We start from the raw sequence: 22,979 nt of genomic DNA, 5'->3' as shown, positions 1-22,979 counted from the left end.
TTGGCGTAGCACGCGACGAAGGAGCGGGCGTAGCCGACGCGGGGGAAGAGGCTCAGTACGACGAAGGCCCCCACTCGTGATGAGTGGGGGCCTTCGGGTGTTCAGGCGGCTGCGCCTCCGCCGGGACCGACGCCCGAGTCGAGGGCGATCGGCAGTGGCGGCGGTGCGCCGGTGATCTTGCGGCGGCGCCTCGAGCGGCCTTCGAGGTACTTGGCCAGCATCGACAGCAGCGAGCACAGGCCGATGTAGATGATCGCGGTGACGATGTACGTCGGGATGTACGGGAAGCCGTACTGCAACCGGCCGCCCATCTGCTTGGCGACGTACAGCAGTTCGGCGTAGGTGATGATGAATCCGAGCGCGGTGTCCTTCAGCAGCACGACCATCTGGGACACGATCGCCGGCAGCATCGCGCTGATCGCCTGCGGCAGCAGGACGAGGCGGACGACCTGGTTCTTGCGCAGACCGATCGCGTACGCCGCTTCGCGCTGCCCCTTCGGTACGGCGGCGATCCCGGCCCGGAAGATCTCCGCGAGTACCGAGCCGTTGTACAGCGTCAGACCGAACACGACCGCCCAGAACGGGCCGAGGCCCCAGTGGAACTGGATGTTCGCGTAGTAGAAGAAGAACATCAGGATCAGCAGCGGGATCGCCCGGAACAGCTCGACGACGTACGTCGCCGGCACCCGGACCCACTTGTGGTCGCTGATCCGCGCCGCGGCGAAGACTGCGCCGAACAGCAGCGCGAGTACGGCGGCCAGTCCGGCCGCCCGCAGCGTGTTGAGCAGACCGGTGAGCAGCTGCTCCTGGATCGACGAGTACTGGAACTGCTGCCACAGCCGGCCCTCGAACTGGCCATGGGTGTACAGCCGGTTGATCAGCCAGGCGGCCACGCCGACCAGCGCGAGCACCACGACGATGTTGGAGACCCGGTTGCGGGTCTTGCCGCGGGGGCCGGGAACCTCGTACAGCACCGAGCTCATCAGGCCACCGCCGTCCGTCGTTCGGCCCACCGCTGCAGGAACATCAGCGGGACAATGAGAATCAGGAAGCCGATCGCGATCCAGATCAGCGTGAGCAACTGGTTCTCGCTCCGCTCGGACATCGCGGCCGGAATGGAGCCGGCCTCGACGACCGAGAAGCCGGCCGCGATCGTGGTGTTCTTCAGCAGTGCGATGAACACGCTGGACAGCGGCGGGACGATGGCCCGGAACGCCTGCGGCAGCACGATCAGCGTCAGCACCTGGAAGAACGTCATACCGACGGCGCGGGCGGCCTCGGACTGACCGGGGGAGATGGTGTTGATGCCGGAGCGGACCACCTCGCAGACGAACGCCGAGGTGTAGATCGTCAGCGCGCCGACGGCCGTCCAGTACGGCGACGGCAGCGCCAGGTCCATCTTGGCCGCGCCGAAGAACAGGAAGGCGAAGACCAGCGTCAGCGGAGTGTTCCGAAAAGTGTTCACGTAGCCGGTGCCGACGGCGCGCAGCGCCGGGACCGGGGAGACGCGGAACGCACCCAGGACGGTGCCGAGCACCATGCTGAGCACGGCGGAGACCAGGAACAACCTGATCGTCAGCCAGAATCCGTCCCGGAACAGATCCCAGTTGTCGGTGAGAACCGAGAGCATCGCGACCTTCCTCGTACTTGGCCTCGTACAGAGCCCGGCCGCGGCGCCGATGAGGACGCCGCGGCCGGGGAGTTGATCAGTACTTCTCGAGAGCCGGCGGGGTGCCCGGCGAGCCGGACTTGCCCAGCGTCTCGTCGTAGATGGACTTCCAGGTGCCGTCGGTCGCGGACTTCTCCAGGATGGTGTTCACCTGGTCGCGCAGCGCCTTGTCGTCCTTCGGCAGGCCGATGCCGTACTTCTCGGTGCTGAAGGTCTTGCCGACGACCCGGAGCTGGTCCGGAGCGGTGGCCGCGTAGCCCTTGAGGATCGCGTCGTCGGTGGTGACGGCGTCGACCTTCTTGTCGAGCAGCTGCGAGACGCACTCGGAGTAGGTCTTGAACTCCGAGATGTTGCTGGCCTCGGTGAGCTTCTCGTCCTTGACCCGCTGGATCGGGGTCGAGCCGCTCGCGGAGCAGACCTTCTTGCCCATGAGGGCGGTCTTGCCGGCGTCCATCGAGGTGTCGGCCTTGTTCACCAGCAGGTCCTGACCGGCGACGAAGTACGGGCCGGCGAAGGAGACGAGCGCCTTGCGCTTGTCGGTGATCGAGTAGGTGCCGACGTAGTAGTCGATCTCACCGCCGCCGATCGCCGTCTCACGGTTGGCCGACGGGATCTCCTTGTACTCGATCTTGTCGGGGTCCAGGCCCAGACCGGCCGAGACCATCCGGGCGACCTCGATGTCGAAGCCGCAGCGCTTGCCGTCGGCATCCTTGTAGCCGAGGTTCGGCTGGTCGGCCTTGACGCCGACGATCAGGTTGCCGCGGGTCTTGATCTTGGCGAAGGCCGGGCTGCCCGCCACGTCCACACCGGAAGCGGTGGTGAACTTGTGCAGGGTGCCACAGGAGTCGGATGCGGCCTTGTTGCCGCCCCCTGCTGCTCCGGGCTCTTCCTTACCGCAGGCGGTCGCGGTCAGCGCGAGCGCCGCGACACCGAGGCCGGCGACGAGGTGACGCATTCTCATTCAGGTTCCCCTTTGATGTGTGGATTGCTGGGTACGGCCGCGGGCGGAAGTCAGTGCTTGAGGATCTTGCCCAGGAAGTCCTGAGCCCGCCGAGAGGTCGGGTTGGTGAAGAAGCTCTCCGGGTCGGCCTGCTCGACGATCTCGCCGTCGGCCATGAAGACCACCCGGTTCGCCGCGCTGCGGGCGAACCCCATCTCGTGCGTGACCACGACCATCGTCATCTGCTGCTTGGCGAGGTCGATCATCACCTCCAGGACCTCCTGGATCATCTCCGGGTCGAGCGCCGACGTGGGCTCGTCGAAGAGGATCACCTTGGGGTCCATCGCCAGCGCTCGCGCAATGGCGACGCGCTGCTGCTGGCCGCCGGACAGCTGCGCCGGGTACTTCGACGCCTGGCTGGCCACCCCTACTCGCTCCAGCAGTTCCAAGGCCCGCTTCTCGGCCTGCTTCGCGTCCATCTTGCGGACCTTCAGCGGGCCGAGCGTGACGTTCTGCAGGATCGTCTTGTGCGCGAACAGGTTGAAGGACTGGAACACCATGCCGACGTCGGCCCGCAGCGTCGCCAGGGACTTGCCCTCGCTCGGCAGCGGCTGGCCGTCCAGCTCGATGGTGCCCGAATCGATCGTCTCGAGCCGGTTGATCGCGCGGCAGAGCGTCGACTTGCCGGACCCGGACGGGCCGATCACCACGACGACCTCGCCCTTGGCGATGGACAGGTTGATGTCCTTCAGGACGTGCAGTTCGCCGAAATGTTTGTTGACGCCGGTGAGGGCCACCAGACCCGTTTGCGTCAAGGTGCCGGAATCGCTCATGGCCAGAACCTACTGGAGGCCGGGGTGCCGTCGCATCGTCGATCGGTTCCGTGGTGGTAACGATCTGCAATGAACCGGCGCGTATCGTGACTGAACCATCACGCTGAGCACGATCATGCGCGTGAGTGTCCGGAACCGGCCGACCCGCAGCAACCACCTGCAGGAAGTGCTAGCGCCGATGCCGGAGCCTGTACGGCGGCCTCCACATCTGCCAGCATCTTCGCCCGCACCGCCGGCCCGAGAACCCGTCCGCGGGTGACTACGGAGTGAATCCGCCGGGTGTTGCGGATATCGGTCAGCGGGTCCGCATCCAGTACGACGAGATCCGCGATCTTGCCCGCTTCGACGGTACCGAGATCGGCGCCGAGCCCGAGGAACCGTGCAGGCTCGGCAGTGGCGGCGTACAGGGCTTGTCTCGGGGTGGCGCCGGCGGTGACGAGTTGCTCGAGCTCGTCGTGCAGGGCGAAGCCGGGGACGCTGTACGGCGTTCCGGTGTCGGTGCCGGCCAGGATCGGTACGTCGTGCGCGAGCAGTTCGCGGACGAAGTGTTTGCGCCAAGCCCACATCTCGCGCTGGTGCGAGATTTCCTCGGCGGTGCGATTGGCGCCGTACAGGTTTTGGATGACGTAGTCGTAGGTGCCGATCGAGTCGGGGCTGAGGTACTTGGCCAGTTTCGGATCGAGGTGGGTGTAGTCGATCTGGTCGAGCACGCGGTGCATGGCCAGCGTCGGGGTCACCCGGGTGTTGTTGCGGCGCAGCGTGCCGAAGACGTCCGCGGCACGGGCCTTGCTGTAGGTGTTCGCGGCGATCCACTCGATGGGATGCATCTGGCGGAACCACGCGTTGTAGTCGCCGGTCTGCACGTTGATCTCGCTGATCATCCGCCGCACGTCGGCCTCGCGGGTCGAGACCGACAGGCCGAGCGAATGGATGTGTTCGATGCTGCGCTGACCGGCCTTGCTGACGTCCTTGGTGGTGACCTCGTCCGGCCCGTGGCCGTGCACGGTCAGGCCGAGTTTGCGAGCCTCGTCGATGATCGCGAAGTACGACGCCCGGTTCAGCCGCGAGTAGACCTTGACGAAATCGGCGCCCTCACCGTGCACCCGCCGTACGGCGGCGCGCGCCTCGGCGGGGGTGTCGACGACCAGGACGTGCAGCAGGTTCGGGTCCCACAGGGTCGGGTCGCCGTCGATGATCTGGCTGGCCACGACCATCCGCGGGCCGAGCAGGGTCCCGGCCTCGATCCGGTCCCGCCAGTCGTAGACGACCGGGTCCGTCGCAGCCATCTCACGAACGGTGGTCAATCCGTTGGCCAGATAGAGCGGGGGAGAGACGTGCTCATCCCCGAGGCTGTGGACATGCATGTCGGCCAGACCCGGTACGACGTACTTGCCGGTCGCGTCGATGACCGTCGTACCGCGGGGGATCGGCAACCGGCCGACCCCGACGATCCGGTCACCGGCGATCAGGACGGTCTGGTGTCGTTGGCGGCGACCGGTCGCGACGTCGATCACGGTGGCGCCGGTGAACGCGGTGAGGTTGCGCGGGGAGCCGAGCGCGGGGGTCGCGGTGAAGGATCCGGCGGCGATCACGGCGGCTCCGGCGGCGGTGCGGGCGAGGAACTGACGGCGGGAACTGTTCATGCCTCTCACTATTATCTGCCGCGCGACCGGCGTCAGGGGTGCAGCCCCGTCGGTCCCCGGTAGGGATTTGTCTACTTCGCGCCGTACTCTTGGTGACTGTTATGCGTACTTACGAGGTCCGCACCTATGGGTGCCAGATGAACGTCCACGACTCCGAGCGGCTGCGCGGCCTGATGGAGGACGCGGGCTATGTCCGCGCGTCGTCCGAGGACCAAGCTGATGTCGTGGTCTTCAACACGTGTGCCGTCCGGGAGAACGCCGACAACAAGCTGTACGGCAACCTCGGCCACCTGGCGCCGGTGAAGGCCAAGCGGCCCGGGATGCAGATCGCGGTCGGTGGCTGCCTGGCCCAGAAGGACAAGGCGACCATCACCAAGAAGGCGCCTTGGGTCGACGTCGTCTTCGGCACCCACAACATCGGCTCGCTGCCGGTGCTGCTGGAGCGCGCCCGGATCGCCGAGGAGTCGCAGGTCGAGATCCTCGAGTCGCTCGACGTGTTCCCGTCGACCCTGCCGACGCGGCGCGAGTCGGCGTACTCGGCCTGGGTTTCGGTCAGTGTCGGCTGCAACAACACCTGCACGTTCTGCATCGTCCCTGCGCTGCGCGGCCGCGAGAAGGACCGCCGCCCGGGTGACGTGCTCGCCGAGGTCGAGGCGCTCGTCGCCGAGGGCGTGCTCGAGGTGACGCTGCTCGGTCAAAACGTGAACTCGTACGGCGTGGAGTTCGGCGACCGCTACGCGTTCTCGAAGCTGCTGCGTGCCTGCGGGCAGATCGACGGGCTGGAGCGGGTTCGCTTCACCTCGCCGCACCCGCGCGACTTCACCGCCGACGTCATCGAGGCGATGGCCGAGACGCCAAATGTGATGCCCTCGCTGCACATGCCGATGCAGTCCGGTTCGGACCGCGTGCTGAAGGCAATGAAGCGCTCGTACCGTCGTGATCGCTACCTGCGCATTATCGAAGACGTGCGCGCCGCGATGCCGGAGGCGGCGATCACCACCGACATCATCGTCGGCTTCCCCGGTGAGACCGAAGAAGACTTCCAAGGCACCCTTGACGTCGTCCGCGAAGCTCGCTTCGCCGGCGCCTTCACCTTCCAGTACTCCAAACGCCCCGGTACGCCGGCGGAGTCGATGGAGGACCAGGTTCCGCGCGCCGTGGTGCAGGAACGCTACGAGCGGCTGGTCGCCCTGCAGGACGAGATGGCTTGGGCCGAGAGCAAGCGCATCGTCGGCCGATCCGTCGAGGTGCTCGTCGCTGAAGGCGAAGGCCGCAAGGACGCCGCCACGCACCGCCTGAGCGGTCGCGCCCGCGACAACCGCCTCGTCCACTTCGCCCTCCCGGAAGGTGTCGAGGCCCCCCGTCCAGGAGACCTCGCCACCGTCGAGGTCACCTACGCGGCCCCGCACCACCTGGTCGCCGACACCTTCGGCTCCATCCGCCGCACCCGCGCCGGCGACGCCTGGGAACGCCTCCAGGACGCGCCGCCCGCTTCGGCGCCCCCCGGCGTCCTGCTCGGCATGCCCACCATCGGCGCCAAACCCCTCGAGCCCGCGGTCGGCGGCTGCTCGATCGCATGACCTTGCTCCCGCCCGACGCCGAACCCTTCGCGGCTGGGCGGGATGCGGATGTCTACGCGCTGGACGACGACTGGGTCGTCCGGCGATACCGGGACGGCTATCCGGTGCGCGACGAGGCCGACTTCATGCGGCACGTGGCGAAGTTCGGTTACCCGGTGCCCGCCGTACGGGAGATCGACGGCGCCGACATGGTGATCGAGCGGCTCACCGGTCCTACGCTGGCCGACGCTGCGATCGCCGGTGACCTCGATGCGATGCGGCTGGGGGAGTTGCACGCAGACCTGCACCGTCGCCTGCACGCGATCCCCGCCCCGAGCGGCACCCCGGGGCTCGTGGTTGTCCACGGCGACCTGCACCCGTACAACGTGATCGCCACCGACGCCGGCCCGATCGTCATCGACTGGCGCAACGCCGAAGAGGGCACCGCCGAGTTCGACATCGCCATGACTGCGGTCATCTTCGCCCAGGTAGCCCTCGACCCCGCGTGGGCCGGCCTCTCCCCGCTGCTGCGCGAAGCCCTCGCCGCCTACCTGGCGAACTCGATCGACCCAACCCCGGGCCTCCGCGCCGCATTAGATGCCCGCAGCAACAACATCACCCTCACCGCCGCCGAAAAAGCGCTCCTCCCAGCCCAGGAAGCGCTCATCCGCAGCCTGCTCTGATCGGCAAGCGGACCTGCATCACCCACTAACCTCGTTCCAAGCCGCTGTTCCACGCTCAGCTGAGCGTGGCCGGGCCAGTCCGGGCGACGTTAGTGGGTGATGGGCGTCCGTCTAGGCGTTCAAGAACTGCGACGGCTTCAGCGCGCGACTCACGATCCGCACCTCACCGATGTGCCCGGCGAACCCCTGGTCGACGGTGTTGTCATAGTGACCGGCGCCGATCAGCCACGGCTTGCCAACGGTCGCCAGGCCGCTCGACGGCGTCGCGGGATTCCGCAGCAGCTCCGACGAGTCGACGTACACAGTGCTGTGCCGTCCATCGTTCACGATCGCGAGATGGAACCACTGCCCGGCGACCTGCTCGTGGCCCCAGTTGGTGAACGTGGTGTTGCGATCCAGCGGGTAGACCGCCCACTGCACCTGCCGTCCCCCCGAGAATCCGAGCTTGACCACCGGCTCGTCCGGATCGTCGCCCGTCTTACCGGCATCCCGCCCGGTCCCGAGCCGCGAGATCAGCCCTTCCCATGAATGATCCTGACCGTCGTCCGCCAGCTTCACGAACGCCTCGATCGTGTACCCACCGCGGAAGGTCGCCTTGTTGAGCGGCGCGTTGTCAGCCGTCTTCAGGTACCCGCCGCGCGCCGGATTCTTCCCACCCGGGAACATCCAGCTCGCGTGCCCCGGCTGCTCCGGGTGGAACTCCGCCGACGTGCTTGGCGCGTCCCCGCCCAGTTGCACGCGCGTCAGATGATTCCCCTGACCAGACTGGTCAACGACCTGCCCACTCACCGGCCCGTCGAAGCGCCAGTACGCCGCCGTCCCCGGAATCACGAGTTGTTTCGCTGGCCGCGCCGGGCGCACCGCCACCGGCGCAAACCCCGCGAACCGCTTCTCGAAGTCGATCGGAACACTGAACCGATTGACGTCGTCGGTCAGCTCGATCTCGCCCTCGGCCAGCTCATTGCGCCGAGCCGGGTCCTGTCCGAGGACCCACGGCGCGATCGTCTCGACATCGATCGTGTTCCGCGCCAGGTCGAAGTGATACAGCCGAACCATCCCGGAACCGCCGTAGTACCGGTCCTGGTAGTTGGCCAGATGCAAATGCACGTCATGCCCGGCCGCGTTCTGCCGCGTGAGCCGCCCGGACGGCCAGAAGTGCCCGTTGAGCGTGAGGAAGATCTGGTCGTTGCCCTTCACCAGTTGATCCCACACCCGGTTGCCGTGATCGCTCAGCTCGGCGACGCCACCATCGGCGTACACGAGCTCGTGCGTCGTCAGGATCACCGGCAGCTTCGGATGCGCCGCGATGACGGACCGCGCCCACGCGAAGCTCGCGTCCGACGGCCGCCAATCCATTGCCAGCAGCAACCACTGCCGCCCGGCCGCGCGGAACACGTGGTACGAGTTGTACCCGTTCGCCGTCGAACCGCCGTACGTCGCCATCCGCCGGAACCGCTGCGGCCCGAACGTCCGCAGGTACGGCGTATCGCCGCGACTGTCGTCCTTCGACCCGTCGATGTCGTGGTTCCCGGCGAGCACCGAATACGGCATCCGCGCCCGATCCAGCACCTTGAACACCGGATCCGCCTGCGCGAACTCACTCGCCAGCGCGTTTTCCACGACATCACCCAGATGCGCCACGAACACCAGGTTCTCCGCCGACCGCTGCTCGACCAGATACTCGAACGTCGCCGTCAGCGGCGCCGAGTCCCCCCGATCCTGGTCGAACTGATACTGCGTGTCCGGTACGACGGCCACCGTGAACCGCGGGTGTTCGGTATCAACCCGCCCCCCGTACGACGACGTGCCGGCCACCGCCTCGCCGCCGTTCAGCGCGCCACCCGCAACCACGGCCCCCGCCCCAAGCGCTCCCGCCTGCAACAGCCGCCGCCGACTCGTTCCGTCATTCATTGCCGCCTCCAGCTCGCTACCTGACTCCGCAGCGAACACTAAACCGCAGCAACCAAACAACAATGAACGCACCCAAAACCCTGGACCAACGCACACCGAGTCACCAAAGCGAACTCAGTGGAATCCCTCCGCGATCACCGCAGGGAGCCCGCTGTCGATCCCCGCCAGCACCCGCGCCTCATGCGGAACCGTCGGATCCGGCAACTTGTCCAGCGCGAACCACTCCAGCCCCGCAGCCTTCCCCGGCTCCATCAACTGCGGCTCACCCGTCCACCGCGACGTCGTGAAGAAGAAGTCCACCCGCTCATCAATCGGATCCCCGTTCCCGCCCGTCCGATGCATCGCGGTCACCGGCACCAGGTCCTCCGGCGCGATCTCCACCCCCACCTCTTCCCGCACCTCCCGCACCGCGGCCTCCAGCACCGACTCTTCAGCCTCGACATGCCCCGCCGGCACCGCCCAATACCCATCCATATAACCGGTATTGGCCCGCAACATCATCAACACCTCGTCCCCCCGCCGCAACACCACATAAGCCGCCGGTACCACCCGAAACCGATCCATCCCCCGACCCTAACCACCCCCACCGACACCCACCCCGCGCACCACCTCAGCTCAGGCTCCGCGCGTAAACGCTCACTTTGAGCACAACCCCCGACTTTGAGTACCCATCAACCGTTTCGCCGGGCTCCGCGTGGTTGGTGCGTACACAAAGATGCGCTGCGTGCTCAAAGATGCGCCGGGCGCCCAAAGGTGGGTCGGCCGCTCTTTGGGCGCGAACGCTCACTTTGGGCACAACCCCCGACTTTGAGTACTCATCAACCGTTTAGACGGGCTCCGCGTGGTTGGTACGTACACAAAGATGCGCTGCGTGCTCAAAGGGGGGCGGCCTTCGGGCGCGGCCTACCCTGCTGGGATGGGTTACATCGAGCGGATGCGACGGCTGGTCGGGCACGAAACCTTGACGGGCGCGGCTGTCGGCGTACTGGTCTGGAACGACGGACAGGTCCTGTTGCAGCAGCGGTCCGACGACCGCACCTGGTGCATCCCCGGCGGCGGTGTCGAGCCGGGGGAGCACCTTGAGGACGCCGCTCGCCGCGAACTCCACGAGGAGACCGGCCTAACGGCCGAGGGCCTGACGCTTTTGTCGGCCCGCTCCGGCCCCGACTGCTTCATCGTCTACCCGAACGGCGATCAGGTGCAGACGATCTCCCTCACCTACCGAGCCGAATCCTGGTCCGGCGACCTCAACCCCGCCAACGACGAAACCCTCGCCCTGGCATTCGTCAACCCCCAGGCGCTCCCACCCATGAACCCCTACAACCAAGCCCTCTTCAACCACCTCAAAGCAGCGGGGCACCTAGCGCGATGAACCGGAGGCCGTCATCGTGGCGGCCACTCCGCAGCCAGTGGGCGAGGGCGACCCGCGCAGTTGGCGGCATCTCCAGCTCGGCCGGATCCATCGTGAGGTCAAACCACCGCAGATCGCCCTCCGCACACGACGAAGGAACCCGTACGTCGCGCCCCAGCGCAGCCGTGAAGTAGTACGTATGCCGGAGTTCCGCGCCCGTGTCCCGCAACGACACGTACCGCAGCGCAAGCCCTGAGATCTGGTCCGCGCCAACCCCGATCTCCTCTTCCAGTTCCCGTACGACGCCGGCCGCCGGGTCGCTCATTTCATCGGGTTCGAGATGGCCGCCGATCCCGACCCAGGAGTTGGCGATCGCCCGGGACCCACGGCGATACAGCAGCAGCACCTGGTCGTCACGTACGAGGAACAACGACGTCATCAACCGGCTGGATCTCATCGGCTTCCTCCCGGAACGACGAAAGGGCCGCGAGCGTGATGCTCGCGGCCCTTCATGAAAGACGTGATCAAGCAGGCTTGTTCGCGTCCGGGATGTCGTCGTTCTGGCCGTCGAGGCCATCGAGGCCGTCCTTGGCCTTGTCGATACCCTGGTCGATCTTGTCGCCGTACTTGCCACCGGTCTTCTCGTCGACCAAGTCACCGGCCTTGTCCAGACCCGCGCCGACCTTGTCGCCGTGCTGATCGACGAGGTCGCCGGCCTTGTCCTTCAGGTCCTCGGCCTTGTCCTTGAACTTGTCGAAGATGCCCATCTCAGGGGCTCCCATTCCTGCGTAGTGAACTGCTTACTGACAGCTAGCGGTAGATGATTACACCAACCGGGCCTGAACTCCTAGGACCGCCGCGAACTGTCGGACAGGAATTCAGCGGTTGTTACTCGACGTCGCCGCCGGAGTCCTGACTTCCGCCACCCGATTCGACATCGCCGCCCGACTCCACGTCGCCGCCGGACTCGACATCCCCACCACTGCGCTCGACATCGCCACCACTCTTCTTGAGCTCGACGTCACCGCCGCTGCGCTTGGCAGCGTCCAGCTCGTCGTCCCCCAGGCCCAACGCGTCCTTGGCCGCGTCGGACTCTCCCTCGAACGGATTCGTCACAGCTACTTTCCTCCCGTAATCCGGTGTTGCCAACTGCCTGCAGGTCTACCTGCCGCAGAGGGTCATCCACAAGGTCACCCCCGGCCTCTTGGCACAGACTTGAAATCGCTCCCGTGGACCCCTGCAGAAGGCCGGGCGCAAAAACTGTCACACTGGAGCGATGGCCGAACCACTCGTCGTCGCGGTCGTCGGCCCTACAGCGGCCGGCAAGTCCGACCTGTCCGTTGCCCTGTGCAAGCGCCTGGGCGGCGAAGTCGTGAACGCGGACGCGATGCAGGTCTACCGCGGCCTGGACATCGGTACGGCGAAGATCACGCCGGCCGAGCGTTCCGGCGTACCGCATCATCTGCTCGACATTCTCGATGTGACCGAGACCGCGACCGTGGCCGAGTTCCAGCACCTCGCCCGGACTGCCATCGACGATTGCACGAAGAGGCAGGTGGTTCCGGTCCTGGCCGGAGGGTCCGCGCTCTACGTCCGTGCGATCCTCGACGACTTCACCTTCCCCGGCACCGACCCCGCCGTACGGGAGCGTTTGGAAGCCGAACTGGAAGACGTCGGGTCCGGCGCTCTCCACCAGAAGCTCATCAAGAAAGACCCCAAAGCGGCAGCCCAGATTCTCCCCAGCAACGGCCGCCGGATCGTCCGGGCCCTCGAGGTCGTCGAGATCACCGGCGCGCCGTACAGCGCCACACTTCCCGACCACCGCTACGTCTACCAAGGCGCCGTACAGATCGGTCTCGATGTCCCGCGCCCCGAGCTCGATGAGCGGATCGGCCGTCGAGTGGACCGCATGTTCGAGGAAGGTTTCGTCGACGAGGTCCGCGAGCTCCTCAACCACGGTCTCCTCGAAGGCCGCACCGCGAATCGCGCCCTCGGCTACTCCCAGGTGATCGCGTTGCTGAACGGCGAGATCGACGAAGCCGAGGCCCGCGAGCGGACGGCGCAGTCGACGCGGAGGTTCGCGCGCCGCCAGGATTCCTGGTTCCGCAAGGATCCGCGGATCACCTGGCTCCGGTACGACGATTCCGCCCTGCTGGACAAGGCGATCGATGTCCTGGCTGTAGGCAACCGAATGGGTGCCGACGGCGTAGATGGGGTAGAAATCGCCCCCACTGGATCCTCGGACCGAGGCGGGGCTGTCGATGCGAGGGGGTGACCGTGAGGCGGAGTTCCGTGAGTATCTACTCGCGGATCGCACCCGACTGATGCGAACGGCGCTGTTGCTGACCGCGGGGGATTCGTACACCGCGGAGGATCTGGTCCAGACCGCCTGTACTCGGGTCTACGTGCACTGGCACCGGATCCGGCATGAAGGCGCCGGGCCGTACGCGCACCGCATTCTGGTGAACGCGTTCCTCGACGAGCGCCGCCGGGCCGGCCGCCACCCTGAGGTGGTGACCGCCGACACGCTCGAGCCGAGACTGGCCGACGAGACCGATCCGGCGGACACGATCGCCGTCCGCCGGGCGTTGCTGGAGCTCGCGCCCCGCCAGCGCGCGGTCCTGGTACTGCGCTATTTCCAGGATCTCGATGTTGCGACGTGTGCGCGGATCCTGGAGTGCACGGAGGGAACGGTGAAGAGCCAAACCGCCAAGGCTCTCAAGCGTTTGAAGGACCTGATGACCGACGAACAGCCGGATCAGGCAACGGGGAGTGGCTGACGTCCCGTCCGGACCACAAGAATCTGGATGGGGAGGAGAGACGGAGCAGTGGACGAGGTCAAGAAGTTGCTGGAGGGATTCGCCGATGGAGCGGCCACGGGGCTGCCGCCGGCGGATATCGACGCGGATGTCGCGCGCGGGCGGCGGGCACTGCGCCGGATCAAGCGGCGCCGCCGGGTGACCGGGGTGCTGTGCGTGGCCGCGGCGTCGGCCGCCGTGCTCGCGTTCGGCAATCAGGTGAAGTGGTGGGGGAGCGGCAATGCGCCGGTCGCCGGCGGGGCGAGCGAGCCGTCGACCTCAGTACCGGCTCCGGCCGGATCGACCGATCCGAGCGCGAAGGTCGCTGACGGCACGATGTCGCTGTACTCCGGTGGCGTCGAGCTCGCCGCCAACCAGCAGTCCTGGAACACGATCGGCTGCACGCTCGCTCCGGTGGGCTGGGCCCCCGAGAAGCCGATCGCTGCCAGTCGGGTCGTGCTGGCGCAGCCCGAGATGCGGACGGCTGAGGTCGCCACGAAGGTGGTGATCGAGCGCCGCGCGGCCGCGCTGAGCCTGGATACGGTGCGGGTGGTCACCTCGGAGGGCAAGACGTTCCACTTCGGGACGCTGGCCGGGCGGCCTGCCGGCCAGGTGAAGCTGGCCGATCAGTGGCTCGTGGTCGAGGCTCCAACGGGCGGCCAAGCCTGGAACGACGACACTCTGCGCCGCTTCCTGGGGTCCTGCACGATCAACTGATCCGGCAACTGATCTGGGCCGGATCCGCCTTTTGACTGGCGCCCGGGGCGAGTTCGGGATAGGCAAGGGCTGTTCCCTGCCGCCTGAGCTCTTGGAGACCCGGTGAAGAAGCTGGTCGCGTCGTTATCCGCGAGTGCTCTCGTCCTGTCCGGATTCGGTCTGAGCGGCGCCGCCGCCGCCAACCCACCAAAGCCGTCACCGAAGCCATCCCCGGAGCTGTCGCACGACGCGACGCCGAGCCGGACGAAGTACCCAACAGCCATCGGGTACGGCGGTGCTGTCGCCTCGGTCGACCCCGATGCGACGAAGATCGGCCTGGACGTCTTGCGCCGGGGCGGTAACGCGGTCGACGCCGCCGTGGCGACCGCCGCGGGTCTCGGCGTCACCGAGCCGTACTCCGCCGGTGTCGGCGGTGGCGGCTACTTCGTCTACTACAACGCCAAGCAGCGCAAGGTGCTGACGATCGACGGCCGCGAAACCGCACCGGCCGCGATGCCGTCGAACGCGTTCATCGACCCCGCGACAGGAGCGCCGTACAAGTTCTTCCCGGATCTGGTCACGTCTGGGGTTTCCGTCGGCATCCCCGGTACGCCGGCCACGTGGGACCGCGCATTGCGGCAGTGGGGCACGTTGTCGCTGGGCAAGGCACTGAAGCCGGCCGCCGATCTGGCGCAGAACGGCTTCGTTGTCGACACGACGTTCCGCAGCCAGACGCTGGACAACAAGGCGCGGTTCTCGGCGATCACGCCGACCGCGAAGCTGTTCCTGCCTGGTGGTGACGCGCCGCAGGTCGGGACGGTCTTCAAGAACCCCGAGCTGGCCGACACGTACCGCCTGCTGGGCACGAAGGGCCTGCCGGCCTTCTACGGCGGCAAACTCGCCGGTGAGATCGAGGCCGCGGTCAAGAACCCGCCGAAGGCGCCGGGCGCGACCCTGCCGGTCATGCCGGGTCACCTGACCACGGCGGATCTTGCGAAGTACAAGGTGATCGACCGCGCCCCGACCAAGGTCCGGTACGACGGCGTGGATGTCTACGGCATGGCGCCGTCCTCGTCCGGTGGCACCACGGTCGGGGAGGCGCTGAACATCCTCGCGCCATTGCAACTGAGCAAGCAGTCGACCCCGCAGGCGCTGCACAGCTACCTCGAGGCATCGGCGCTCTCCTTCGCGGACCGCGGCGCCTATGTCGGCGATCCGGCCTTCATCAACGTGCCGACGAACGAGCTGTTGTCGCGCGGCTTCGGTGCTGAGCGCTCCTGCCAGATCGACCCGGCCAAGGCCTCGGTCAAGCCGCTCCAGCCGGGTGTGCCGGACGGCAAGTACGAGGCCTGTGGCGGAACGACCCGGACCGAGGAAGGCCCGGACACCGAGGGCCTTTCGACCACGCATCTCGTGGCCGCGGACAAGTGGGGCAACGTTGTTTCGTACACGCTGACCATCGAGCAGACCGGCGGCAGCGGCATCACCGTTCCGGGCCGTGGCTTCCTGCTGAACAACGAGCTCACCGACTTCTCCGCTGTCTACAACGCCGCTGACCCGAACCGCATCCAGCCGCTGAAGCGGCCGCGCTCATCGATGTCGCCGACGATCGTGCTGCGCGACGGCAAGCCGTTCCTGGCCCTCGGCTCGCCCGGCGGATCGACCATCATCACCACCGTCCTGCAGACGCTGACGAACCGCCTCGACCGCAACATGACGCTGCCCGAGGCAGTGGCCGCACCTCGCGCCTCCCAGCGCAACACCGCCGCCGTCACCGCCGAGCCCGCGTTCATCGACGCCTACGGCGCCGCGCTGAAGCCCTACGGCCACACGCTCGTCCCGGCCGGTGACGCCCTCACCTCAGCCGCCGAAATCGGCGCCGTGGCCGCCCTCGAGTTCCTCCCCAACGGCGGCTACCTCGCCGCCGCCGAACCCGTCCGCCGAGGCGGCGGCTCCGCCGGCACCGTCCACCAACTCTGGCCCACCACCCGCTGACGAACCGGACCGCCCTCACTCACCAAGTGGCTGCGACAAGAGTTTCCGCGCTCGCCTGAGCGTGCGGGACTAGGCGCGGGACAGGTTGGTGAGTGTTGGCGGTCCGCCTCGAAGCAGTCGCACCGCGCTCAAGGCCGCGCCCGCTGAACACGCGTCTTCGGTACGGCGGTGCTGGGGATTGTTCCAGGTGCCCAAAGAGCAGCCGACCCACCTTTGGGCACGCGGCGCATCTTTGGGCACGTGGCGCATCTTTGGGTACGCACCAACCATCCAGACCGCGGCACGATGGTTGGCAGGTACCCAAAGTCGCACTCCGCCCCCAAAGAGCAGCCGACCCACCATTGGGCACGCGACCCACCTTTGGGCACGTGGCGCATCTTTGGGTATCCACCAACCATGCGGAGCGCGTCGAAATGGTTGATGGGTGCTCAAAGTGCGTCGGTACGGCGGAGCTGGGAGCGCGCGGACTAGACAGCTCGGATGCTAGATAGTCCGCAGGATGGCGGCGACCAGGGCGGCTCGTTCCGTCAGGGTCGCCGCGATTGCTTGTTCGTGGACTGCGTGGGCGCCCTTGCCGACCGGGCCGAGGCCGTCGAGGGTGGGGAGGCCTAGCCAGCCGGTCAGGTTGGTGTCCGCGGCACCTGCGGCGGCCGCACCGCCCACCTGCTGACCGATCTCCGCCCCGGCCGCAGCGACCTTCGCCAGCAGCTCATCGGTGGCAGGGGAGGGCTGCCAGGCCGGCCGGTTCGACATCACCTTCACCTCGACCACGGCCCCATCACGCACAGCAGGCAGCGCTGTCACAGCAGCCAGTACGGCGGCCTCGGTCTCAGGGTCGACGAAGCGGAACCCGACATCGGACCACGCCGAACCGGCGACCACGTTCGTCCGCCCGCCGCCCTCGATCGTGCCTACGTTGCACAGAACATGGTTGTGCTGGGCAACGACCTTACGAACCGCGATCAGCTGGTCGACGAGCTCGTCGATCGCCGAGATACCGCTCTCTGGGTCGAGCGCCGCATGCGCTTCCCGCCCGGTGACGGTGATCCGGATCCGCGTGCTGCCCCAGCGCGAGGTCTTCAGATCGCCGTTCGGATGCGGGGGCTCAAGCCCGAACACCGCGACCACGCCAGCGGATTCCGCCTTCACCAACTCCCGCGCAGTCGGCGAACCGACCTCCTCGTCCGCGACCACGATCACCCGTACCGGCCGATGATCCGCCTCAGAAACAGCTCCGAGAGCGCTCTCCAGGATCACCAGCCCGCCCTTCATGTCGAACACCCCCGGTCCGTGGATCACCCCGTCCTCGACCCGCCACGGCATCGCGCCGGCTAGCTGCCCGACCGGCCACACGGTGTCGTGGTGCGCGAGGAAGAGCACCGGAGCGGCATCAGAGAGCGCTCCCCGGCCGGGGAAATCGGCGACCACGTGATCCCCGGTCGCCGCCGCGACTCGGCGAGCAGTGCCCCCGAGTTCGGCGTACCGGTGCACGAGGCGGTCGGCGAACGCGTTCAGCGCGGGCGCATCGCCGGTCGGCGTCTCGTCTTCGACGTAGCTGCGCAGGCGGTCCATCATGAGCGGCAGGTTCATAAATACGGAACGTATCACCATTCGGTCGAGGATTGACTCCCGCGGTAGGAGCGAGTTCTACTCAGACGACGGACATGATCCGTTCCGTATCTTCGAGAGGGGCGCGCCGTGTCCGACGACTTCCGAGCGGTCTCACTGGACACCCCGGCGCAGTACGCCGACGCTGCCGCGCTGTACCGCGAGGTGTTCGGCTACCAAGAGCCGGACCACGGCCTGAATCCGCGCCTGCTCGCCGCCCTCGCCAAGAACGGCGGCTCCACGATCGGCATCCTGGACGCGACCGACCGCCTGGTCGCCTTCGCCTACGGCTTCCCGGGAACATCGAAGAGCGCTCTCTACCACTACTCCCAGTCAGCCGTCGTCGCCGCCGACCTGCAAGGCCGCGGCCTCGGCCGGATGCTCAAGTACGCCCAGCGCGACGTCGCCCTGGCCAGCGGCATGACTCACATGCGCTGGACCTACGACCCGTTCCAGGTCCGCAACGCGCACTTCAATCTCAACGTTCTCGGCGCCCAAGCCCGCTGGTACGCCCCGGATCTCTACGGCCCCGGCACCGACCGCCTGGTCGTCGACTGGAACCTCACCCAAGAGTCGTCCGCCGGCCGCGCTCCTGTCGCTGAGATCCCCGTGCCGGCCGACCGCGCGTCCGTCACCGATCGTGTGATCGCCCGGGTCCGCGACGAGTTCGCCGAGCTGCTCGCCATGGGCCTGGTCGCGACCGGGATCCACCGCGACGACGACAAGACGTCGTCGTACCTGTTTGGATCTCCTGCATGACCGGCGACGAACAGCGCAACCGCGAACTCTCCAGCCCCCAAGACCGGTACGACGCCCGGCTGCAACGGCGGTCGTCGACCATGTTGCAGCGGCGCGTGATCGAGCAGGAGCGCGCCTCGATCGAGGAAGCGCTCGACAAGATCCTCGCCGACGACGCGATCGCGCAAGCCGCAGCCCGGATCGTCGCGGCCCGGCGCCGGTTCGTCGTCGGCTCGGCGAAATCGTTCTCCTACGCATCGCTGCTCGCCTTCGACCTGAGCGCCGGCCTGTCCCAGGTGACACTCGTCGACGGCACCGTCGTGCGAGCGGTCGACGTACTGTCCGATGTCCGTTCCAGCGACCTGATGGTCGCGTTCTCGCTGCGCCGCTACCGGCGCGACACCGTCGAGATCGCCAAAGCCTTCAAGGCGGCCGGCGGCGAGCTGGTCGTCGTCACCGATTTCGAGGACGCGCCACTGGCCGCGGTCGCGGATCAGTGCATCTACGTGGCGACGGGAAGCGCGTCGTACGTGGACTCGCCGACGGTCATCGTCTCCGTCCTGCACGTGCTCGCGACCCTGACCACGGCCAGCGCCAAGGGCGCCCGGCGCCGCTTGGGAGAGCGCGATCGCCTGAACACCGAGCTCGGCCTGTACGTCACCTGAGAGGAACCATCAATGAAGATCGTCGCAGCCCGCCTGCATCGGGTCCGGTTGCCGCTGGTGCACGAGTTCCGGACCAGCTCGCACGGCAAAAGCATGCTCGACCACATCCTGGTCGAGCTGATCGATGCGTCCGGCGCGGTGGGCTGGGGCGAGATCGCTTCGCCGTCCGACCCGTACTACGCACCCGAGACGGTCGAGTCGTGCTGGCACATCGCAGAGCGCTATCTCGTGCCCGCGATCCTCGGCAAGGACTGGAACCGGCCCGAGGATTTGGCACAGTTGTGGGCGAAGGTGCGCGGCAATCAGTTCGCCAAGTCCGGCTTCGACACGGCCGGATGGGTGCTCTGGGCAACCACCGCCGGTGTCCCACTGGCCGACGCCCTCGGCGGGACCCGCACGGAGGTCGTGGCCGGTGTCTCGCTCGGCATCGAGCCGTCCATCGATGCGCTACTGACCGAGGTCGAGCGACACCTCGCCGCTGGCTACCCGCGCGTGAAGCTCAAGATCGCGCCCGGCTGGGACGTCGAACCGGTCCGCGCGGTCCGCGCCGCGCACCCCGATCTGGATCTTCATGTCGATGCCAACGGCATCTACACCGAGGCGCAGTCGGACCAGCTCAAGGCGCTCGACGAGTTCAACCTGACGATGATCGAGCAGCCGTTCGCGCCCCGCGACCTGCTCGCTCACGCCAACCTGCAACGCGAGATCGCGACCCCGATCTGCCTCGACGAGAGCGTGGAAACCGTCGAAGATCTCGAGACAGCGCTCTCTCTCAAAGCTCTCCGCGTTCTCAACATCAAGGTCTCCCGGATGGGCGGCCTCACCCCGGCCCGCGCCGCCCACGACCGCGCGCACAGCGCCGGCATCCCGGTCTGGTGTGGTGGCATGCACGAGTTCGGCATCGGCCGGGCCGCGAATGTAGCGCTCTCCAGCCTCCAGGGCTTTTCACTCCCGTCCGACGTCTCGGCCTCCGCCAAGTACTACACGCAGGACGTCATCACTCCACCCGTCACGGCTACGCAGGGCGCCGTACGGGTGCCGACTGCGGCTGGGCTGGGGCACGAGGTGGACACGGCGTTCATCGCTCAGAACGCAGTGGCGACCATAGAGCTCACTTCTTGAACCGCTTGGGCCCACTGGGCAAGGGAGGCGGCGCGACCACCACTGGCTCGTCGACCTCCAGCCACCCGTCGTACTCAGCCAGCAGCGCATCCAGCGCAGCGCGGTCCACATCACGCAGTACGACGACCCATGGGTGGTCCTCGTCGTCGTCCTCCCCGTGGAACCGCTCCCGCCGTACGGTGCCCTCCAGCCGCGCAGCGACCGTGTCGGCGTCCTCCTGCTCCCAGAAGTAGGCGATCAGCTCCATAACCCCACACCGTACGATGACCGCATGACCGGCACCACTTTCCCTTGGCTGAAAGGCCATGGCACGGAGAACGACTTCGTGATCCTCCCTGACCCCGATGGCACCATCCACGGGGAGCTGGACGCGGCTGTGGTGCGGTTTCTCTGCGACCGCCACGCCGGTCTGGGAGCAGACGGCGTGCTCCGAGTGCTCAAGGGCACCAGCCAGCGGTACGTCGAGGACGGCGGCGACTGGTTCATGGACTACCGCAACGCCGACGGGTCCATCGCCGAGATGTGCGGCAACGGGGTCCGCGTGTTCGTCCGGTACCTCGCAGACGCCGGTCTGATCGATGACAAGCCAGTCCGCGTCGGAACGCGCGCAGGCGTCAAAGAGGTCGTCCAGAACGACGACGGCACCGTCACGGTCGACATGGGCGAGCCCACGCTCCCCGGGCCCGACAGCATCGTCGTACAGGCCAGTGGGCACGAGTGGCCCGCTCTGCACGTCGACATGGGCAACCCGCACGCTGTGGCCTTCATCGACGACCTGTCCGAGCCCGGCAACCTCTGCGACCAGCCGAGCTGGTCCCCGCAGGAGGCGTTCCCGCACGGCGTCAACCTGGAGTTCGTCGTACGACGCGGCCCGTACGACGTGGATATGCGCGTCCACGAGCGCGGCTCCGGCGAGACCCGCTCCTGTGGCACCGGCACCTGCGCTGTGACCGTGGCAGCGGCGCAACAAGCTGGTCAGGCACTCCCAGTCACCTACCGAGTCGGCGTACCGGGCGGTGAAGTCACGGTCACCTGGCGCGCGGACAACCACCTGGAACTGACCGGTCCGGCCGTCCTGCACGCCCGCGGAGAGTTCGACCGCGCCTGGCTGAACGGGAATTCAGACGCTCTCTGAGGCGTTGACGGAGGTAATCGGGTCGCCTGTACTGGTGGCCCGTGCCAACATGGAAGGTATATGACGACCCAATCGAACGCATACGAAGAGACCTCCGACGTCGAAACCGACCTGATTCAGGGCGATGACTCCGGCGCTTCGTTGACGGGTCACGACGACTACCACGAGCGCGAAGGCAACACCGAGGGCTTGGAGCTCGAGGAGCGCCAGGCGCTGCGCCGCATCGTCGGCATGTCGACCGAGCTGACCGACATCAGCGAGGTCGAGTACCGCAAGCTGCTGCTCGAGCGGGTGCTGTTGGTCGGCGTCTGGACCGAAGGCAGCGCGCAGGATGCCGAGAACTCGCTGGCCGAGCTGAAGCTGCTCGCCGAGACCGCCGGTTCCGAGGTGCTGGACGGAGTCATCCAGCGCCGCAAGAAGCCGGACGCCGCGACCTTCATCGGTTCCGGCAAGGTGGCCGACCTGCGCGAGCTGGTCGCGGCCCTGGGCGTGGACACGGTGATCGCCGACGGTGAGCTGGCCCCTTCGCAGCTGCGTAACCTCGAAGACAAGCTCAAGGTGAAGGTGGTCGACCGAACCGCGCTGATCCTGGACATCTTCGCGCAGCACGCGAAGAGCAAGGAAGGCAAGGCGCAGGTCGAGCTGGCCCAGCTTCAGTACATGAAGCAGCGCCTGCGTGGCTGGGGTGGAAACCTGTCCCGCCAGGCCGGTGGACGGGTCGGCGCGGATGGTGGCGGTATCGGTGGTCGTGGTCCTGGTGAAACCAAGATCGAGACCGACCGGCGCCGGATCAACACCAAGATCGCCAAGCTGAACCGGATGCTCAAGGAGCTGAAGACCACCCGGTCGACCATGCGCCAGGAGCGTCGCCGCAACCTGGTGCCCTCGGTCGCGATCGCGGGCTACACCAACGCGGGCAAGTCCTCGCTGCTCAACAGCATCACGGGCGCCGGCGTCCTGGTCGAGAACGCGCTGTTCGCGACCCTGGACCCGACCACCCGCCGCACCACGACGGCCGACGGCCGCGTCTTCACCCTGACCGACACCGTCGGTTTCGTCCGGCACCTGCCGCACGACATCGTCGAGGCCTTCCGCTCGACGCTGGAAGAGGTGGCCGACGCCGACCTGCTGCTGCACGTGGTCGACGGTTCGCACCCGGATCCGCTGTCGCAGATCCACGCGGTCCGTGAGGTGTTGGGCCAGATCAACGCCCTCGACGTCCCCGAGATCATCGTGATCAACAAGGCCGACGCCGTCGACGCCATGGACCTGGCGCCGATCCTGGCCCGCGAACCGCGCGCCTTCGTAGTCTCCGCCCGCACGGGTGAAGGCATGGACAAGCTCCGCGAGTACCTCGAAGGCGCACTGCCGCAACCGCACATCGCCCTCGAGCTGCTGCTGCCCTATGGCCGCGGCGACCTGGTCTCCCGGATCCACTCCGAAGGCTCGGTCGAGCACCTGGAACACACCGCCGACGGCACCCGCGTCACCGCGCGAGTCCACCCGGCCCTGGCCGGCGACCTCACGCCGTACGAGGTAACTCCGGCTTAAGCAGTTTGTAGAAGAACAACCCCCGAGGAGCATCTCCTCGGGGGTTTTCTGTCCCCCGCGTCAGCTACGCCCACTCCCCGCC

Annotated in this window: 24 protein-coding genes; 12 read left to right on the top strand and 12 right to left on the bottom strand. The window is 67.3% G+C overall.

Annotated features, from left to right (window positions below; all coding sequences use genetic code 11):
* Positions 1-101: 101 nt before the first annotated feature.
* From E1263_RS33915 to E1263_RS33895, 5 genes are all read right to left on the bottom strand, one after another.
* On the bottom strand, positions 102-983 hold the full coding sequence (locus E1263_RS33915) for an amino acid ABC transporter permease (RefSeq protein ID WP_132174939.1): 882 nt from the start codon (positions 981-983) through the stop codon (positions 102-104).
* Positions 983-1,630 (bottom strand): amino acid ABC transporter permease, encoded by a 648-nt coding sequence (locus tag E1263_RS33910; RefSeq protein WP_132174937.1) that lies wholly within the window; start codon positions 1,628-1,630, stop codon positions 983-985. Before E1263_RS33910 ends, E1263_RS33915 begins: the two co-directional genes overlap by 1 nt.
* A gap of 76 nt (positions 1,631-1,706) precedes the next feature.
* Complete coding sequence (locus E1263_RS33905) at positions 1,707-2,630, bottom strand: glutamate ABC transporter substrate-binding protein (protein ID WP_132174935.1); 924 nt, start codon at positions 2,628-2,630, stop codon at positions 1,707-1,709.
* Positions 2,631-2,680: 50 nt separating this feature from the next.
* Complete coding sequence (locus E1263_RS33900; RefSeq protein ID WP_165956840.1) at positions 2,681-3,409, bottom strand: amino acid ABC transporter ATP-binding protein; 729 nt, start codon at positions 3,407-3,409, stop codon at positions 2,681-2,683.
* A gap of 146 nt (positions 3,410-3,555) precedes the next feature.
* On the bottom strand, positions 3,556-5,085 hold the full coding sequence (locus tag E1263_RS33895) for an amidohydrolase family protein (protein ID WP_132174931.1): 1,530 nt from the start codon (positions 5,083-5,085) through the stop codon (positions 3,556-3,558).
* A 101-nt stretch (positions 5,086-5,186) separates the two neighbouring features.
* Between E1263_RS33895 and miaB the strand changes: the two genes are divergently transcribed.
* Both miaB and E1263_RS33885 read left to right on the top strand, forming a co-directional pair.
* The gene (gene miaB / locus E1263_RS33890; RefSeq protein WP_132174929.1) at positions 5,187-6,665 is read left to right on the top strand and encodes a tRNA (N6-isopentenyl adenosine(37)-C2)-methylthiotransferase MiaB; all 1,479 of its coding nucleotides are present in this window, start codon (positions 5,187-5,189) and stop codon (positions 6,663-6,665) included.
* Positions 6,662-7,327 carry a phosphotransferase gene (locus tag E1263_RS33885; protein WP_132174927.1) on the top strand — a complete coding sequence of 222 codons (666 nt, stop codon included), beginning with the start codon at positions 6,662-6,664 and terminating at the stop codon, positions 7,325-7,327. Before miaB ends, E1263_RS33885 begins: the two co-directional genes overlap by 4 nt.
* 111 nt (positions 7,328-7,438) lie before the next feature.
* On the opposite strand, the gene E1263_RS33880 is transcribed toward E1263_RS33885, so the two are convergent.
* Positions 7,439-9,238, bottom strand: coding sequence for a laminin G domain-containing metallophosphoesterase family protein (locus E1263_RS33880; RefSeq protein WP_132174925.1), 1,800 nt, complete (start codon positions 9,236-9,238; stop codon positions 7,439-7,441).
* A gap of 114 nt (positions 9,239-9,352) precedes the next feature.
* Positions 9,353-9,802 carry an NUDIX hydrolase gene (locus tag E1263_RS33875; protein WP_132174923.1) on the bottom strand — a complete coding sequence of 150 codons (450 nt, stop codon included), beginning with the start codon at positions 9,800-9,802 and terminating at the stop codon, positions 9,353-9,355.
* 352 nt (positions 9,803-10,154) lie between these two features.
* On the opposite strand from E1263_RS33875, the gene E1263_RS33870 reads away from it, so the two are divergent.
* A complete protein-coding gene (locus E1263_RS33870) occupies positions 10,155-10,610 on the top strand; it encodes an NUDIX hydrolase (RefSeq protein ID WP_165956839.1) in 456 nt (151 codons plus the stop codon).
* Here E1263_RS33870 and E1263_RS33865 read toward each other — a convergent pair.
* The 3 genes from E1263_RS33865 to E1263_RS33855 all read right to left on the bottom strand — a co-directional run bounded on the left by E1263_RS33865 (position 10,582) and on the right by E1263_RS33855 (position 11,705).
* The gene (locus E1263_RS33865; RefSeq protein ID WP_165956838.1) at positions 10,582-11,046 is read right to left on the bottom strand and encodes an NUDIX domain-containing protein; all 465 of its coding nucleotides are present in this window, start codon (positions 11,044-11,046) and stop codon (positions 10,582-10,584) included. The two genes, E1263_RS33870 and E1263_RS33865, sit on opposite strands and share 29 nt — an antisense overlap.
* A 67-nt stretch (positions 11,047-11,113) precedes the next feature.
* Positions 11,114-11,371 carry an antitoxin gene (locus E1263_RS33860; protein WP_238161787.1) on the bottom strand — a complete coding sequence of 86 codons (258 nt, stop codon included), beginning with the start codon at positions 11,369-11,371 and terminating at the stop codon, positions 11,114-11,116.
* A 106-nt stretch (positions 11,372-11,477) separates the two neighbouring features.
* The gene (locus E1263_RS33855; RefSeq protein ID WP_132174917.1) at positions 11,478-11,705 is read right to left on the bottom strand and encodes a hypothetical protein; all 228 of its coding nucleotides are present in this window, start codon (positions 11,703-11,705) and stop codon (positions 11,478-11,480) included.
* Positions 11,706-11,865: 160 nt separating this feature from the next.
* Here E1263_RS33855 and miaA point away from each other — a divergent pair, with 160 nt between their 5' ends.
* From miaA to ggt, 4 genes are all read left to right on the top strand, one after another.
* Positions 11,866-12,864: a tRNA (adenosine(37)-N6)-dimethylallyltransferase MiaA gene (gene miaA, locus E1263_RS33850; protein WP_132174915.1), complete on the top strand. Its 999-nt coding sequence runs from the start codon at positions 11,866-11,868 to the stop codon at positions 12,862-12,864.
* Positions 12,851-13,369 carry an RNA polymerase sigma factor gene (locus E1263_RS33845; protein ID WP_132174913.1) on the top strand — a complete coding sequence of 173 codons (519 nt, stop codon included), beginning with the start codon at positions 12,851-12,853 and terminating at the stop codon, positions 13,367-13,369. Before miaA ends, E1263_RS33845 begins: the two co-directional genes overlap by 14 nt.
* 48 nt (positions 13,370-13,417) lie before the next feature.
* Positions 13,418-14,104 carry a hypothetical protein gene (locus E1263_RS33840; RefSeq protein ID WP_132174911.1) on the top strand — a complete coding sequence of 229 codons (687 nt, stop codon included), beginning with the start codon at positions 13,418-13,420 and terminating at the stop codon, positions 14,102-14,104.
* Between the two features lie 102 nt (positions 14,105-14,206).
* On the top strand, positions 14,207-16,078 hold the full coding sequence (gene ggt, locus E1263_RS33835) for a gamma-glutamyltransferase (RefSeq protein ID WP_202869182.1): 1,872 nt from the start codon (positions 14,207-14,209) through the stop codon (positions 16,076-16,078).
* 483 nt (positions 16,079-16,561) lie between these two features.
* Here the strand turns inward: ggt and E1263_RS33830 are convergent, their stop codons facing one another.
* Entirely contained in the window at positions 16,562-17,668 is a 1,107-nt protein-coding gene (locus E1263_RS33830) for a M20/M25/M40 family metallo-hydrolase (protein WP_132174909.1), read from the bottom strand.
* Positions 17,669-17,776: 108 nt separating this feature from the next.
* Between E1263_RS33830 and E1263_RS33825 the strand changes: the two genes are divergently transcribed.
* Genes E1263_RS33825 through menC form a run of 3 tightly spaced genes read left to right on the top strand, consistent with a single transcriptional unit; the run spans position 17,777 to position 20,211 of the window.
* Positions 17,777-18,445 (top strand): GNAT family N-acetyltransferase, encoded by a 669-nt coding sequence (locus tag E1263_RS33825; protein ID WP_132174907.1) that lies wholly within the window; start codon positions 17,777-17,779, stop codon positions 18,443-18,445.
* Positions 18,442-19,089 carry a MurR/RpiR family transcriptional regulator gene (locus tag E1263_RS33820; protein ID WP_132174905.1) on the top strand — a complete coding sequence of 216 codons (648 nt, stop codon included), beginning with the start codon at positions 18,442-18,444 and terminating at the stop codon, positions 19,087-19,089. Before E1263_RS33825 ends, E1263_RS33820 begins: the two co-directional genes overlap by 4 nt.
* A 12-nt stretch (positions 19,090-19,101) precedes the next feature.
* A complete protein-coding gene (menC, locus tag E1263_RS33815) occupies positions 19,102-20,211 on the top strand; it encodes an o-succinylbenzoate synthase (protein WP_132174903.1) in 1,110 nt (369 codons plus the stop codon).
* Here menC and E1263_RS33810 read toward each other — a convergent pair.
* Complete coding sequence (locus E1263_RS33810; protein WP_132174901.1) at positions 20,201-20,458, bottom strand: hypothetical protein; 258 nt, start codon at positions 20,456-20,458, stop codon at positions 20,201-20,203. The genes menC and E1263_RS33810 overlap by 11 nt on opposite strands.
* Positions 20,459-20,482: 24 nt before the next feature.
* Between E1263_RS33810 and dapF the strand changes: the two genes are divergently transcribed.
* Both dapF and hflX read left to right on the top strand, forming a co-directional pair.
* Positions 20,483-21,346, top strand: coding sequence for a diaminopimelate epimerase (dapF, locus tag E1263_RS33805; RefSeq protein WP_132174899.1), 864 nt, complete (start codon positions 20,483-20,485; stop codon positions 21,344-21,346).
* Positions 21,347-21,406: 60 nt separating this feature from the next.
* Positions 21,407-22,897, top strand: coding sequence for a GTPase HflX (gene hflX / locus E1263_RS33800; protein ID WP_132174897.1), 1,491 nt, complete (start codon positions 21,407-21,409; stop codon positions 22,895-22,897).
* Positions 22,898-22,979: the final 82 nt, after the last annotated feature.

Origin of the sequence: Kribbella antibiotica (genome assembly GCF_004349055.1) — a bacterium.
Classification (GTDB): Bacteria; Actinomycetota; Actinomycetes; order Propionibacteriales; family Kribbellaceae; genus Kribbella; species Kribbella antibiotica.
Note: the sequence above shows the minus strand (reverse complement) of the source record. Positions and strands in the feature narration are given on the sequence as shown.

Excerpts from the sequence above, each read along its gene's own strand:
- E1263_RS33870 (WP_165956839.1), top strand. The coding sequence starts at position 10,155 with ATGGGTTACATCGAGCGGATGCGACGGCTGGTCGGGCACGAAACCTTG.
- miaA (WP_132174915.1), top strand. The coding sequence starts at position 11,866 with ATGGCCGAACCACTCGTCGTCGCGGTCGTCGGCCCTACAGCGGCCGGC.
- dapF (WP_132174899.1), top strand. The coding sequence starts at position 20,483 with ATGACCGGCACCACTTTCCCTTGGCTGAAAGGCCATGGCACGGAGAAC.
- E1263_RS33915 (WP_132174939.1), bottom strand. The coding sequence starts at position 983 with ATGAGCTCGGTGCTGTACGAGGTTCCCGGCCCCCGCGGCAAGACCCGC.
- E1263_RS33905 (WP_132174935.1), bottom strand. The coding sequence starts at position 2,630 with ATGAGAATGCGTCACCTCGTCGCCGGCCTCGGTGTCGCGGCGCTCGCG.
- E1263_RS33910 (WP_132174937.1), bottom strand. The coding sequence starts at position 1,630 with ATGCTCTCGGTTCTCACCGACAACTGGGATCTGTTCCGGGACGGATTC.
- E1263_RS33845 (WP_132174913.1), top strand. The coding sequence starts at position 12,851 with ATGCGAGGGGGTGACCGTGAGGCGGAGTTCCGTGAGTATCTACTCGCG.
- E1263_RS33820 (WP_132174905.1), top strand. The coding sequence starts at position 18,442 with ATGACCGGCGACGAACAGCGCAACCGCGAACTCTCCAGCCCCCAAGAC.
- E1263_RS33865 (WP_165956838.1), bottom strand. The coding sequence starts at position 11,046 with ATGAGATCCAGCCGGTTGATGACGTCGTTGTTCCTCGTACGTGACGAC.
- E1263_RS33860 (WP_238161787.1), bottom strand. The coding sequence starts at position 11,371 with ATGGGAGCCCCTGAGATGGGCATCTTCGACAAGTTCAAGGACAAGGCC.
- E1263_RS33875 (WP_132174923.1), bottom strand. The coding sequence starts at position 9,802 with ATGGATCGGTTTCGGGTGGTACCGGCGGCTTATGTGGTGTTGCGGCGG.
- E1263_RS33830 (WP_132174909.1), bottom strand. The coding sequence starts at position 17,668 with ATGAACCTGCCGCTCATGATGGACCGCCTGCGCAGCTACGTCGAAGAC.
- menC (WP_132174903.1), top strand. The coding sequence starts at position 19,102 with ATGAAGATCGTCGCAGCCCGCCTGCATCGGGTCCGGTTGCCGCTGGTG.
- E1263_RS33895 (WP_132174931.1), bottom strand. The coding sequence starts at position 5,085 with ATGAACAGTTCCCGCCGTCAGTTCCTCGCCCGCACCGCCGCCGGAGCC.
- miaB (WP_132174929.1), top strand. The coding sequence starts at position 5,187 with ATGCGTACTTACGAGGTCCGCACCTATGGGTGCCAGATGAACGTCCAC.
- E1263_RS33880 (WP_132174925.1), bottom strand. The coding sequence starts at position 9,238 with ATGAATGACGGAACGAGTCGGCGGCGGCTGTTGCAGGCGGGAGCGCTT.
- E1263_RS33810 (WP_132174901.1), bottom strand. The coding sequence starts at position 20,458 with ATGGAGCTGATCGCCTACTTCTGGGAGCAGGAGGACGCCGACACGGTC.
- E1263_RS33885 (WP_132174927.1), top strand. The coding sequence starts at position 6,662 with ATGACCTTGCTCCCGCCCGACGCCGAACCCTTCGCGGCTGGGCGGGAT.
- hflX (WP_132174897.1), top strand. The coding sequence starts at position 21,407 with ATGACGACCCAATCGAACGCATACGAAGAGACCTCCGACGTCGAAACC.